The following is a 15,331-nucleotide window of genomic DNA, read 5'->3' as shown; positions in this document are numbered from 1 at the left end:
GCTGATTATCAATCGGTAAATAGCGAAACTAGTTCTTGATTATGAAAAACGGATGAATATTGGTTTGAGTACGAAGATTTGAACGAACAGCCCGTTATTTAAGATATTTTAACATTCCGAGATTTCCTAGAACCAGTTGCCAATTTCATTTTTTCTAAAACAGTTTAAATTCCAGCAGGTTATTAGTATACAAATAGGTATAACCAAAATCTTTAACGATATGGTAACGAGAAATAACCATGCTTTAATCCAGGCTCTACTAGATTGCGCGCTAGCTTGCGAGCATTGCGCATCGTCTTGCTTAAAAGAAGAGGACATCAACATGATGATTGACTGCATTAAACTAGATAGGGATTGCGCAGATATTTGTACCCAAGCAGCCAGGCTATTGCAAAGAGATTCAATTATCGGGCATCAATATCTATTGCTCTGCGAAGAAATATGCAGGCTTTGTGCAGCGGAATGTGTTAAACACGATCATGAACATTGCAGACAATGTGCTGTTGCCTGCGAAGAATGTGCAGACGCTTGCCATGCTAATCACGAACCGATCCATCAGGATTAAAAAAAAGCGTCCCGATTTAAAATCGGGACGCTTTTAAAACTATTTTTTATCAGATCAATTACTGCGCCGGGAAGCTATAGTTATAAGAACCCTGCTCGCCAACACCAGAAATACTCACCATGTTGTTTCTACCTAAAGGCAATGCTTTTTGAACATCGGCTACAGAATTTACTGGCTGTCCATTCACTTTGGTAATGATTAAACCCTTTTCAACACCAATATTATCAAATGCCTTGCCTGTAGTAACTGATGTTACCACTACACCACTATTGATACCATATTTCGATTTCTGGGCCTGAGTAGCCGGAGCAAAAGTTGCTCCTAATTTCGAAACCTCAGCGCCTTTGCTTGTTGCATTTTTGGCTGTAAGGCCTACGCTAGCTTCTCCTTTTAGGGTTACGGTATAATCTTTAAGTGCACCATCCCTCAACACGGTTAACTTAACCTTATCGCCTGGATTTAAACGGCCAACTCTTTCCTGAAGATCAGGAGAATCGTTGATCACTACGCCATCAACTTTTTTGATTACGTCACCTGATTTAATACCTGCTGCTGCAGCACCGCCGCCAGCAACTACATCATTCACATATAAACCGCTTATTTCGTTGGTTTTAATGCCTTCAGGTTTCTCTTCACCGCTTAAGGGCACAAAGTTAACACCAATATAACCACGTTTAACCGAGCCATATTTCATAAAATCATCAACAATTTTACGGGCAAGATTAACTGGAATTGCAAATCCATAACCTTGGTTGTATCCGCTTTGTGATGCGATTGCCGAGTTAATACCCACCAATTCGCCATTTGCGTTTACAAGTGCACCACCGCTGTTACCTGGGTTAATGGCAGCATCGGTTTGGATAAATGATTCGATACTGGTATTTGCCGGACGATCTGGTCTTTTACCGGTACGTTGGTATTCGCGGTATTCCTCTTCTGTAATTTCATTGCCTTGTTGCTCGCGGCCAATAATACCAATGCTACGGTTTTTTGCGCTTACAATACCAGCGGTTACTGTAGTATTTAAATCTAACGGGAAACCAACCGCTAAAACCCATTCGCCAACCTGTACATTATCTGAGTTACCCATTTTCACTACAGGCAAGCCCGTTGCACTTACTTTAATTAAAGCTAAATCGGTATTCGGATCGCGGCCAATTACTTTTGCTTCTACTTTACGTCTGTCTGTTAAAACCACCTCTACCTTCTCTGCATTTTCTACCACGTGGTTATTGGTTACGATATAACCATCCTGACTGATAATTACACCAGAACCCGATGCCGCTCTAGGCTGACGCTGCATCTGACGGCCACCGCCACCAAAGAAATCTTCCATCATATCAAATGGAGAAGAGCTTCTGCCACCGCTTTGTGCCGCGTATGTAGTTTTAATGTGAACTACACCAGGTGCAACAGCTGCTGCCGCCTGCGTAAAATCTGTTGTTCCCGCTGATGATACTTTAAGTGGATTGTTTGCGAAGTATAAGTTCTGTTTTTCAGTAATGGTACTGCCAGTCTGGTTACGCTCAAATAGTTTGTAACCTCCAATTGCTGCTGCCCCACCTATAAAAGCAGCCAACACGGTAATTCCTAATATTTTTTTCATGTGTTTGTATATTGTTTTTTAATGGTCATGAAGCTATTAAAAGCTTATTCTCGCTTTTACAAACTGTTAGCTTTTAATGGTTTCGTGTTTCTATATTGTGTTTTTTAAAGCCATGATTTATTATAAGCTGATTTGCTAGCTAATTGTTTGGTTAGCTTATAATATTCATTTGTTAAATGTTATTATTTGCAAGAGCATTTACACTTTGATTTAAGCAGAATGCTCAGGCAGTTTTTATCTGCTCAAATTTTCTTTCGTAAGTTTATTCAAATTTAATACCATATAAACGATATTTGTATCCTCAAAGCACTTAGTTTTGTGTTAAAAAATGTTAAATCAAAAAACACAAACCGCTTATTACCTTTTGCAACTCAAATATTGCATTAAAAAATGAAGCTTTCATGAAAATTAATTTCTTTAAATACCAGGGCGCAGGAAACGATTTTATTTTAATAGACCACACCATGAGTCCGTTAAAAAATATTGATAATCAATTAGTTGAACAATTATGCCATAGGAGATTTGGCATTGGTGCCGATGGATTAATGTTTATTACCAAACATGAGGATTATGATTTTGAGATGCATTATTTTAACGCTGACGGTAAGCTGGGCAGCATGTGCGGAAATGGTGGCAGATGCATTGTTGCCTTTGCCAAACAACTCGGAATCATCGATCGCGAAACAAACTTTTTGGCAGTAGATGGCCCACATTATGCCAGAATTTCAGAAAATGGCGAATGGGTTGATTTGCAAATGATTGATGTAGATACCATTACCAAAGATGATGAGGCTTATGTACTGAACACTGGCTCACCGCATTATGTTGCTTTACAAAACGGTTTAAAAGACTTTGATGTTTTTACTGAAGGGAAAAACATTCGCTATAACTCAACTTATGCAGAAAAAGGTATAAATGTAAACTTTGTAGAAGATAAAGGCGATCATTTATTTGTGCGTACCTACGAACGTGGCGTGGAAGATGAAACTTATGCCTGTGGTACTGGCGTAACCGCGGTGGCCATGGCCATGGCGAAACACAAAGGCCAAACTGGTCATATTAAAACGGCCATTAAAGTTTTGGGTGGCGATATTAAAATAGAATTCGATTACGATGGTAAGGAATTTACCAATGTATTTTTATGTGGCCCGGCCAAATTGGTTTTTGAGGGAGAAGTGGAATAATCTTAAATTTCGTTTTAGTGATCCGAATAGCTTATCTTTTAGTCTTTATAGCATGCTGTATGTCATGCAAGCAAAAAAAACAGGTTAAGCAATCTAAGATCAAAGTAATAGATAGCCCATCAAAAGCAAGAATAGATTCTACGAATAAAAAACAAGATTCTCTTTTTCATAATGCTTTAGATCGTGTATTTGCACTAATCAAAGTCAATTCTAATAATACCTTTGATAAAAGTTTTTCTACTACAAAAGATAATCACCTAGACCATAATGTTAAAGTAGAGGTCAAGTTAGGATACTTATTTTCACAGAACTATAAAAATTTGCTAATCATAAGTGCATCAAATCTTGAAACAAGGGTATATATTTATAATAGCGATGCTACAGATTTTAATCAATTAGTGACTAAAAAGTATTCAAATTATTCTTTTCCGATATTTTCAATTAAGGATATAAATGCTGATGGGCTAAAAGATTTTATAGTCAACTGGTACCCAGCATCAGGTTGTTGCAGAAGAAATATTTATGATTTGTATCTCTCTAAAGCAGATAAAACTTTCAGTAAAGAGGTAACACTTGTTAATCCTACTTTTTATTCAAAAGAAAAAGTAATCAGGGGTGTTACATATGATCATCCCGGACTCGCTTCCTTGTATAAATTTAAATGGAATAAGCTAAACCTGGATACTCTGGAATACATCTACCCTAACTTAAAAGATACGCTTCAGTTTTCATTTATTAAATCAAGTCATAAGAGGTATTCATCATCAAAAAGCAAGCATTTAGAGAAATTAAAATCATTACCACAAGAATATAACTCGGTTTCAGAAATCCGTTATTTTAAATCATATGATCTAAAGGACATCAAAGCAATTTCAAAAAACTATAATAATTAAGCCATTACTTTAGTTAAAACCGGGTATTATTAAGGACGTTAGCTCGTATTAAATTGATCAAAATTTTTGATATTTACTTTAATAAAAATCGTATATTTCCTTTGTATTTAACAGCTTTTAACATCTGTCGCAAGATATTTACACACTGTTTTTTATGCAGAAATACACGACAACACAATCTATAACAGCACTTTAAACGAAATTCACCATGTTTTCAAACGAAAAATAAATCAATCGATTGATTAAATGACAGAATTCGGACAGATTTATTTTTTTTTAGGCTCTATTTTTGGGCATTTATCGGCGAAAATCGAAGTCCTATATTTTTTTGACAACGCCCTTAATTCCGGAAATTTAAATTTAAACACACAGAAATACCCATGAGAAAAGTAACAACTCTCTTTTTTAGCGTGAGCATTGGTATGCTTTTAGCGTCCTGCGGAAATAACGATGCAGCTAAAAAAGCTGCCGCTGCAGCAGCAGCTGGTCCACAGGCTTACCCTGTTTTTACAGTAACCACACAAAATACAACATTAGATTCTGATTATCCAGCAACAATTGAAGGTATTCAAAATATCGATATCCGTCCGAAAGTTGATGGTTTTATTGAAAAAATATTGGTGGATGAGGGTGCTGTTGTTAAGAAAGGTCAGTTACTTTTCACCATTAATGCACCACAGTACGAGCAACAGGTTAGAACAGCACGGGCAGCAATTAGCAGTGCCGAAGCTGATGTAAATGCTGCACAGCTAACAGTAAACAAAACCAAACCCCTGGTAGAGAAAGATATTATTAGCAAATACGATCTGGATGCAGCGCAGCTAACGCTTCAAAGCAGGAAAGCTGCATTGGCACAAGCAAAAGCAGAATTGGTAAATGCACAGGTTAACTTAGGTTATACGTCGATTACCAGCCCTGTTGATGGTGTAGTTGGCAGTATCCCTTTCAGAAATGGGAGTTTAGTGAGCAGCAGCAGCACACAGCCGTTAACTACTGTTTCTAATACTTCTAAGGTTTACGCCTATTTCTCATTAAACGAGAAGCAGCTTTTAGATTTTTCAAACACCTATAAAGGCAACACACTTGCGCAGCAAATGAAAAACATTCCTCCGGTGAGTTTAGTTCTTGCAGATGGAACGATTTATGCGCAGAATGGCAAAATCGAATCCATCAATGGACAGATAAACACCAGTACTGGTTCAGCAAGTTTAAGGGCAACATTCCCTAATCCGGTTTTCTTATTAAAAAACGGTGCAAGTGCATCGGTTAGGATTCCGCAGCACGTGGAAAATGCAATTTTAGTCCCTCAAAAATCAACGATCGATTTACAGGGCAAGAAATTCGTCTACATTTTAGGCGATTCGGCTAAGGTAATCAATACCCAAATTGAAGTGATGGAATTAGCTAAAGATAATTTCTACGTAGTTACCAAAGGACTTAAAGCTGGCGATAAAGTTATTTTAGAAGGCTTTCAATCGTTAAAAGACGGAACTAAAATTAAACCTGAGGTAAAAAATACCGATTCAGTTTATGCTGAAATAAAAAAATAACAATATAGTCAGTGCAATCACACTATAGCAGTGTAATCCATATTAATTATGTTTAAGAAATTTATAGATAGGCCCGTTTTATCAACAGTTATATCCATTATAATTGTAATATTAGGTGTATTAGGCCTCGTAACTTTGCCCATCTCGCAATACCCCGAAATTGCGCCGCCAACCGTTCAGGTATCGGCTTCGTACCAGGGCGCAAATGCCGACGTGGTAATGAGTAGTGTTGTTGTTCCATTGGAAGAGCAGATAAACGGTGTGGAAGACATGACTTACATGACTTCTAGCGCCAGTAACGATGGTACCGCAACCATTACCGTTAACTTTAAATTGGGTACAAATGCCGATTTAGCAGCGGTTAACGTACAGAACCGTGTAGCCAGGGCAACCAGTTTATTACCTGCAGAGGTAACCAGATCGGGTGTAATTACAGCCAAAAGACAAGCGAGTAATTTACTTATTTTTGCCATTTACAGTGATGATCCATCATACGATCAGAAATTTTTACAGAATTATGCCAACATCAATATCATCCCCGAAATTAAAAGGATTAGCGGTGTGGGTGATGCAAGTGCATTTGGTACTTTAGATTACACCATGCGGATCTGGCTTAAGCCAGAAGTAATGGCTGTTTATGGTCTGGTACCGAATGATGTAAGTGTAGCTTTGGCAGAGCAAAACATCGAAGCTGCACCAGGTCAGTTTGGTGAGCAGGGCAATCAGGCTTTTCAATACACCTTAAAATATAGTGGCCGTTTAAAAACAGAAACTGAGTTTAGCAACATCATTATTAAGGCAGATGCAAACGGACAGATTCTTCGCCTAAAAGATGTGGCCAGAATAGAACTTGGTGCCCAAAGTTATGCCAGTTATGTAAAGTTTAATGGTAAACCAGCACTCGGTATAGCCATTAGTCAAACAGCGGGTTCGAATGCGAAAGAGGTAATTGAAAACTCGATCAAAGCTTTAGATAAAGCAGCAACTTCTTTCCCTAAAGGCGTTCATTACGAAACCGTTGTTAACGTAAACAACTTTTTGGATGCCTCAATCGAAAAGGTAATTCACACCTTGATCGAAGCATTTATTTTGGTGTTTTTAGTGGTATTTATTTTCTTACAGGATTTCCGCTCAACTTTAATTCCGGCAATCAGTGTTCCGGTAGCTATTATCGGTACCTTCTTCTTCCTGAGTTTATTCGGTTTTACCATCAACCTGTTAACCTTATTTGCATTGGTACTGGCTATCGGTATCGTGGTAGATGATGCCATTGTGGTGGTTGAGGCCGTGCATGCCAAACTTGATGCCGGTTACAAAGACCCAAAAAAGGCAACGAAAGATGCGATGGATGACATCAGTGGTGCGATTATTTCGATTACCCTGGTAATGGCAGCGGTATTTATCCCGGTAAGTTTTATCCAGGGTTCGTCGGGTGTATTTTATAAACAATTCGGTTTAACACTGGCTATCGCGATTATTTTATCAGCAATCAACGCTTTAACATTAAGTCCGGCACTGTGTGCGATGTTCTTAAAACCACACGCAGAAGATCACGAAAAAAGTAAAAATTTCTTACAGCGTTTTTATACTGCTTTCAATACTTCGTTTGATGCCGTAACGCAAAAATATAAACGTTCTGTTGGCTTCTTAGGTAAAAAAAGATGGCTTGCAGGTTTAGGAATTGCTGTTTTCGCAGTGGTGCTGGTATGGATTATGAATACCACGCCTAAAGGTTTCGTACCAAACGAAGATTTAGGAACAGTGTTTTCTGATATTTCATTGCCACCTTCTACTTCACAGGAAGAAACCGATAAAATTATTGTAAAAATCAATGATATTGTAAGTAAGGTGCCAGAGGTAGAAGCTACATTTAGGGTTGTTGGCCGGAGTTTGATCAGTGGTTCGGGTAGTTCTTACGGTATGGTTATCGCAAGGCTTAAACCATGGGATCAACGTAAGCGCGATGTTAAAGCCATTATTGGTGAATTATTTGCAAAAGCATCCAGCATTAAGGGCGCGAAGGTAATTTTCTTTGCTCCACCCACTATTCAGGGTTTTGGTACCGGTGGTGGTTTCGAGTTCCAGTTACAGGATAAAACCGGTGGCGATATCAAAAAATTCAACGAAGTGGGTAATGCATTTTTAGCGGCGTTAAGTAAACGTCCAGAAATTCAATACGCATCAACCTCTTTCAACCCCAACTTTCCACAATATCAGATTGATGTAAATGTGGCAAAAGTAAAACAGGCTGGCTTAACGGTTAGCGATGTGCTGGGTGTTTTGCAAGGTTATTATGGTGGTGTTTATGCCTCAAACTTTAATAAATTTGGTAAACAGTACAGGGTAATGTACCAGGCAGATGCCAAGTACCGTGCTAATCAGCAAAGTTTAACCAGCATTTATGTGCGTAACTCGAGCGGTACAATGGCTCCTATTTCTGAGTTTATTACTTTAGAAAAAGTTTACGGGCCACAGGCTATTTCACGTTTCAACTTGTATACCTCAATTGCAGTTACGGGTAACCCGAATGCAGGATTTAGTTCTGGTGATGCCATTAAGGCTATTCAGGAAGAAGCGGCAATCCACCTTCCAACAGGTTATGGCTATGAGTTCTCCGGTTTATCGCGTGAAGAAGTAAGCAGTGGCAGTCAGACAGTTTTTATCTTCCTGCTTTGCGTAATCTTCGTGTACTTCCTGCTTTCGGCACAGTACGAAAGTTACATCTTACCATTAGCGGTATTGTTTTCACTACCGATCGGTTTGGCCGGTGTATTCATCTTCGATAAAATCTTTGGCGTGGATAATAACATTTATACACAGATTACCTTAATCATGCTTGTGGGGCTCCTCGCAAAGAATGCCATTTTAATTGTAGAGTATGCGGTAGACAGGCGACGAAAGGGAATGAGTATTATTAACTCGGCTATTGATGGTGCAACTGCCCGTTTACGTCCGATCTTGATGACCTCTTTTGCTTTTATTCTGGGTTTATTGCCTCTAATGTTGTCATCAGGTGTTGGTGCAGCAGGTAATACCTCAATTGGTACAGGAGCTGTAGGCGGTATGTTAATCGGTACTATATTCGGTGTATTTGTAATCCCTGCTTTGTTCATTGTTTTCCAAACCCTACAGGAAAAAATAAGTAACAAATCTCCTTTTGAGGAAGGCATTGATCGCGAACAAACAGAAGAAGAGTATGAGTTAGCGGTTAACCGTCCACATTAATTTTAAAACCATGAAATTTAGATATAAGCATTCCATTTTAATCGGTGTAGCCATCCTCAGCCTAAGCGCCTGCGTAACTAAAAAATACGAGCGCCCACAGCTTAAGAGCGAAGGGTTATACCGTGATAACAATACAACAGATACCACTACTATTGCAGATCTGCAATGGAAAACGTTGTTTTCAGATACCACTTTACAATCGCTGATCCAGCAGGGGATAAATGAAAATTTAGACTTGAAACAAGCGATTGAGCGCATTAAAATTGCAGAAGCCACTTTAATTCAAAGCCGTGGTGCATTATTGCCCAGCTTACAGGCCGATGTAAACGTAACGGATAATAAACAATCGCAGGCCTCCTTAAACTTTCCTCCTGGGATTAACATTAATTTAGAAACCCAAACCTATAAAGCACAATTGAGCACCAGTTGGGAAGCTGACATTTGGGGAAAATTAAGCAGTGCAAAACGTGGTGCTTACGCTACTTTATTACAAAGTGATGCGGCAAAACGTGCTGTTCAAACGCAGTTAATTGCAACCATTGCCAATAATTATTATACTTTGCTGGCGCTTGACAAACAATTGGCCATTACCGAGGAAACCATTAAAGTGAGGACCAAGGATGTAGAAACCATGAAAGCCTTAAAACAAGGCGCCGTAGTTAATGGTGCGGCTGTTGTACAGAGCGAAGCCAATTTATATGCGGCTCAGGTAACCTTGCCTGATTTAAAAAGAAGTATTAAAGAGGCTGAAAATGCACTAAGTGTTTTGGTTGCTAAAGCACCAAACGCGATTAACCGCACTACCTTAGATCAGCAAACCCCTTATGCGAATTTACAAACCGGCGTTTCTGCACAATTGTTAAAAAACCGTCCGGATGTGATCGCTGCTGAATTTGGTTTCAGATCAGCTTTCGAAAACACAAACGTAGCCAAAGCTTATTTTTATCCTGCTTTAACCATTACCGCAACGGGTGGACTATCAAGCTTACAATTACAGGATTTCTTTAGCAAATCTATCTTCTATAATTTGGTAGGCGGTTTAACACAGCCAATTTTTGCGAAAGGTGCAAACAAAGCACGTTTAAAAACAGCCGAAGCGAATCAACAGATTGCTTTTTACAACTTTCAACAAACGCTGTTAACCGGCGGACAGGAAGTATCTAATGCTTTGTACGCTTACCAAACGGCTTCAGAAAAAGAAGAAACCAGGGCAAAACAAATTGCTTCGTTAACCAAAGCAGTAGATTTTACCAAAGAATTATTGCGCTACAGTTCGGCAACAAACTATACTGATGTTTTAACTTCAGAACAAAGTTTGTTAGCGGCACAATTAAGTGGCATTAACGATCGATTACAAAAATTACAATCGGTGGTAAACCTATACCGGGCATTAGGCGGCGGCTGGAAATAAACAATAATTAACAAAATTTTAAGGCATTCTGATTTTCAGGATGCCTTTTTTGGTTAGGCCAATCCACAAATAGCGTTACAATTTGATCAATCGCAATAATAAAATGAGCGTATGCTTAGTTAAGCGCTCAATTATTTTTCAGAAAAATAATGTACGTTTGTTTCACTAAAACGCTAGCCACTAAACAGTTTATTTGTATTTTGGCTGCACCAAACAATTTTATGCGCTTCTCAAAACTGCTAGCCCTATTTGTCGGCTTATTTTTCTGCAATAATATTTACGCTCAAACTTACGTAGTAACCAGTAATGCTGATAGCGGCCCTGGAACACTAAGAGAAGGACTAACACAAGCGGCAATAGCCAATAGGATAACTACTTTTACCATTAACTTCAATTTGCCAGGCACGCCTAGCGACAATGCCAACCGAACCATTAGATTACGTTCGGCATTACCTGTGGTTTCTTCAAATGTAGTAATTGATGGTACCTCGCAGGCGGCATGGCCGGCACTTGGTGTTTCTGGAGCTAAGGTAATTTTAGAGCCAGAATATCCTAATTCCACATTTTCGGGGCTGGTAATTGGCCAGTCGTCATCCACGCAGGTCCAAACTACAGGGGTTGAAGTTTATGGTTTGTACATCAGGAATTTTGCCACCATTAATAACTTACAAAATGTAAATATGGCTCAAGGCTCGGGAATTGTGATCGATTATCGTGCAAATAATATTACCATTGGGGCTCCGGGAAAAGGAAATGTTATTGGAGGGAATATTAACGGTATTATTGTACAGAACAGTTATTATTTTACCACCATCACCGCTACTAAAATTAAGATCCAATCGAACTTAATCGGGGTGATATATGATGGAATAACCCCAAACACCAATGTTTTTGGTATTTCGGCCAACTTATACGATAGCGCACTAGATGTTGGTGGTGATAATCCTGGTGAGGGAAACGTAATTGCCGCAAACCGAATTAATGTAGACATCACCCGGTCATCGTACTCCACCAATGCAAGGTTTGACGTCAACGTGATCAATAATAAAATCGGGGTCGATTATACAGGTAAAAAAGACTTCCATGAATTACCGATATTTCTTTCTTCCTCCGCTTTAGAAATTGCAGGTTTAAAAGTTAATGCGGTAAATACGGCCCTTTATGTGCGCAATAATATTATCGGCGGAAACAGAACTACAGGCGTTTCGATCACCAATTCAGACTTTATTTTAACCGGTAATGCCATTGGTACCGATGCTTCCGGAGCAGTAGTGATGAGTAACGGAATTGGCGTAAAAATAGAGTTGGGTGCAGGAGGAACCATTGGCGGCGCAACACCTGCCGAAGCAAACTTAGTTGCCAACAACAATTTCGGGGTCGAAACGGTATCATCAAAACCTGTAAAAATCACCAGGAACAGTTTCTTTTGCAACAAGACATTCGGTATCGGAAAAACGCTAACCATCCTTCAGCCTTACATTCAGGTATTGAAAAAAAGAAATGATTATGTTTCGGGCAAGGCCACGCCCAACTCAGAAGTAGAACTATTTTACACCGTAAATTGCCAAGGTATCTGTGAAGGTAAAACCTATATTGCAACAGTACAGGCAGGTAGCGATGGCCGTTGGGAATACAACGGAAGCCTGAGCGGAATGGTTACCGCAACAGCCAGTTTATTAAATGCAACCACTTCTCCTTTCTCTACTGCCGAATTATTACCAAATGAAGCGATTGTAGAACCCGTAACCTGCAGCGCCAATGGATCAATCACCATCCCAGAACCCCGAGAAGGTTTTACTTTTAGCTGGGTAAAGATAGAAACAGATGGCAGCCGTGTACCTAAAGGCAATACACAGAGCATCTCCAATTTAGATGTTGGCACTTACGAAGTAACCGTTGATGATGGCTGCAAAGCATTCCCATCGGTGTTTATCATCAAAGATCAAAAGTTAACCAAACCTACTATTGTGCCAGTCTCGCCTGCATGTGGACAAACTACTTTTACGTTTACCGCTGAGGTTTTAAGGGGGAAAGGTGTGCTAAAATACGAGTGGATAAATACTGCAACAAATGCAGTGGTAAGCAGAACAAACCCGGCAAATTTACCTGAAGGTACTTACTTCGTAAAAGTATCGGATGAGGCAAACTGTTCGTTAGATTCTGATCCGATTACGGTTAAAAGGAAGCCTCAACCTAAAATTGGGAATCCAACTAAAACGACCTCTGCAGCTTGTGGTAAAGAAAACGGATCTATTGTAGGCATTACCATTACAGATGCAACGGGTACCTTAAGCTACAAATGGTTTAAACGTGATCCGATCACAGGAATTTTAGGTACAGATGTGGTATCAACTACGCTGGATCTTGAAAATGTAGGAGGCGGCAACTATACCTTGTCTGTTTCTGATGAAGGGCAATGTTCGCCCGTTTCCTCTTCTTTCTTTATTGGCACTTATAGCGATGTTGCTATTAATGGAGGAACAGTTACTCCAGCCAGATGCGCTGTTAACAATGGTGTTATTGATGGTATATCGATTACCAATGCCGATACCTACGAGTGGTTAGGCCCAACGGGGCAAAGCATCAAAAAAGGACCATACTCCCCTGGCATGTCAATAAAAATGATTGACCTTGCCCCAGGAACGTATACATTGAGAGCCAGCAATTCGCTATATACCTGCACCTTAGACAGACCTTTTAGGGTGGATGCATTAACGCCAACTGTTTATACCTTTACGCCAACAGTTAACAACACCACCTGCGAGTTGATTAACGGAAGTATCAACTTGAACTTCAGTTCCGTTCTTCCAACAGTGTTTAAATGGGTAGATGAATCAGGCGCTACAGTTGCAGGAGCAACCAAAACAGGCAACATTATTGAACTTAAAAATTTGCCAGGAGGCAATTACAGGATGTTTGCCTATGATGTGAACAATTGTGAAACCATTTTAGGCCCATACGCTATTAATATCACGCCAAAACTAAACATCGTTTCCAATACTGCAACCGTAATTAAAGATGGCTGTACTTTACAGAGAGGTTCTGTTAAAGGCATACAGGTAATCGGTGGTATTCCAGCTTACGACTTTAAATGGATAAATGAAGCAGGTGAAGCTGTTCAGTACACCCAAGATCTAATTAATGTTGGCGCAGGCACCTATCGCTTAGAAGTAAAAGATAAAACATCTTGTGGTTATGCCATCAGCGAGGCTTATACAGTAGTAGACGAACCTTTTAAAATTATAGCTCCTATCATCAACGACTTACGCGTTTGTTATGTATCAGATATTGTTTTACCTGTAATTGCACCAGAAGAAGGCACCTACCAACTCTTTGAAAAAATTGATGATACCAAGCCGTTTTTAGAAAATACCAACGGAATATTCAAATTTAAGGTGGCCAAAACAGCCGATTATTTTGTGAGGAGAAAACTGGGTTCTTGTACCAGCGAATTTACTAAGGTACATGTAGAGGTAACACACGATAACCTGGAGGTTACCAACACCATGACCCCAAATGGAGATGGCATGAACGATGTGTGGCAAGTAAGGGGGTTACCGGATTTTAAGGGTACCAACATTAAAATCTACACCCGTGGTGGTCAGTTGGTTTACGAATCAATCGGCAATTATACCAAACCTTTTGATGGCAGGTTTAGGGATAAAGAATTACCAGCAGGCGTTTATTATTATGTGATCGATTTAAGGGCTGAATGTAAACCACTAGGTGGCAGTATAACACTTTTACGTTAAAACTGCCTGCTTGGACAAACTACCTGATAGCGGTTATTCAATAAAATACCCAGTACAATTTCGTGGGTACCATTATTTACCGAACGTAAGCCTGAAGTATTTACATCATAAGAATAACTCAGGTTTACCAGCGATGCAATATTAAATCCCGCCAGGAGCGAAAAAGAATCGTTGTTCCTGAAACTGGTTCCAACCCAGAATTTATCCTGATAGGCAAACTTCAAATTGGCATCGAAAGTAGCCGGAGAGTTGGCCCAATATGAAATCAAACCAGAGGGGATCATTGCAATATCCTCATCGAGAAATATTTTATAACCCGCCGTTCCGTAAAAAGTAGCCGCTTGGTAGGGACTCGTTTTAACTTGATTGTTTACAATACTGCTTTTATTTCCAACCAGCTGTTTTGCTGAAACACCGGCAAAAAACCTTGGACTATACAACCAAATACCCGCGCCAATATCTGGTCTAATTTTGTTGTTATAATCGGCAGAGAATAAAGGATCGCCTGATTCATCGGCTATAATTCCACGTACATCAACACTGATCGATTTAAATCCGCCCGATAAACCAACTGATAAATTTACTTCGTTTGTAATACCCAGATGATAGGCATAGGTTAAATTTACATTAGTCTGCCGAACCAAGCCTGCTTTATCCGTCATGGCCACCAGGCCAATTCCATGGTGAGGCTCTGCCGCGGTGTAGCTGTTTACAAAACTTCTGCTCATTGGGTTGTCTCCATTCCCGGCAAATGAATTTACATTGCTCCGAACAAAATCTTCACCAATAGCAGTGCTTAAAGAGAGGTATTGTGTACTGGGCGCACCTTCTAAACCGCTCCATTGTTTGCGTAAACCTATTTTTAAATCTGTATAATTATCTATTCCCGATAATGCAGGATTCAATAGTATATTGTTAAAAATATATTGGGTGCTCCGGGGAATTTCTTGCGCATAGCTACAAAAGGATAAGCAGGCAAGCAGAGAGAGCGTGTAAAAAAATTTCATTTAAACCTTAATAGTGATGCGTTAATTGATTGATACTAAAAAGTCTATCAATACAAGGGCTAAGATAATAAGTTGTAGCCAATTATAAAGTATTTAATATTTATCTGCCTTTAACTTCAAATAGGTTCTCCATCCAAT

The 15,331-nt window shown here is 39.4% G+C and carries 9 protein-coding genes; 7 read left to right on the top strand and 2 right to left on the bottom strand.

Features of this window, described 5'->3' with window-relative positions; genetic code table 11:
• Positions 1-220 precede the first annotated feature (220 nt).
• Complete coding sequence (locus AC1RJ8_RS03165; protein WP_492952495.1) at positions 221-565, top strand: four-helix bundle copper-binding protein; 345 nt, start codon at positions 221-223, stop codon at positions 563-565.
• Positions 566-623: 58 nt separating this feature from the next.
• Here AC1RJ8_RS03165 and AC1RJ8_RS03160 read toward each other — a convergent pair whose 3' ends face one another.
• Complete coding sequence (locus tag AC1RJ8_RS03160) at positions 624-2,171, bottom strand: trypsin-like peptidase domain-containing protein (protein WP_492952494.1); 1,548 nt, start codon at positions 2,169-2,171, stop codon at positions 624-626.
• A gap of 401 nt (positions 2,172-2,572) precedes the next feature.
• Between AC1RJ8_RS03160 and dapF the strand changes: the two genes are divergently transcribed.
• The 6 genes from dapF (at position 2,573) to AC1RJ8_RS03130 (ending at position 14,186) form a co-directional block, all read left to right on the top strand.
• A complete protein-coding gene (gene dapF, locus AC1RJ8_RS03155) occupies positions 2,573-3,355 on the top strand; it encodes a diaminopimelate epimerase (protein WP_492952493.1) in 783 nt (260 codons plus the stop codon).
• Between the two features lie 59 nt (positions 3,356-3,414).
• Entirely contained in the window at positions 3,415-4,248 is an 834-nt protein-coding gene (locus tag AC1RJ8_RS03150) for a hypothetical protein (RefSeq protein WP_492952492.1), read from the top strand.
• Positions 4,249-4,628: 380 nt separating this feature from the next.
• Complete coding sequence (locus tag AC1RJ8_RS03145; protein ID WP_492952491.1) at positions 4,629-5,798, top strand: efflux RND transporter periplasmic adaptor subunit; 1,170 nt, start codon at positions 4,629-4,631, stop codon at positions 5,796-5,798.
• A 48-nt stretch (positions 5,799-5,846) separates the two neighbouring features.
• On the top strand, positions 5,847-9,023 hold the full coding sequence (locus AC1RJ8_RS03140) for an efflux RND transporter permease subunit (protein ID WP_492952490.1): 3,177 nt from the start codon (positions 5,847-5,849) through the stop codon (positions 9,021-9,023).
• Between the two features lie 10 nt (positions 9,024-9,033).
• The gene (locus AC1RJ8_RS03135) at positions 9,034-10,434 is read left to right on the top strand and encodes an efflux transporter outer membrane subunit (RefSeq protein ID WP_492952489.1); all 1,401 of its coding nucleotides are present in this window, start codon (positions 9,034-9,036) and stop codon (positions 10,432-10,434) included.
• A 149-nt stretch (positions 10,435-10,583) separates the two neighbouring features.
• Entirely contained in the window at positions 10,584-14,186 is a 3,603-nt protein-coding gene (locus tag AC1RJ8_RS03130) for a T9SS type B sorting domain-containing protein (RefSeq protein WP_492952488.1), read from the top strand.
• Here AC1RJ8_RS03130 and AC1RJ8_RS03125 read toward each other — a convergent pair.
• Complete coding sequence (locus AC1RJ8_RS03125) at positions 14,183-15,193, bottom strand: PorP/SprF family type IX secretion system membrane protein (protein ID WP_492952487.1); 1,011 nt, start codon at positions 15,191-15,193, stop codon at positions 14,183-14,185. The genes AC1RJ8_RS03130 and AC1RJ8_RS03125 overlap by 4 nt on opposite strands.
• Positions 15,194-15,331: the final 138 nt, after the last annotated feature.

Source organism: Pedobacter sp. GW822-FHT03F06 (assembly GCF_058801365.1).
The sequence above is the reverse complement of the archived record's forward strand: the minus strand, read 5'-3'. Positions and strand labels throughout refer to the sequence as shown.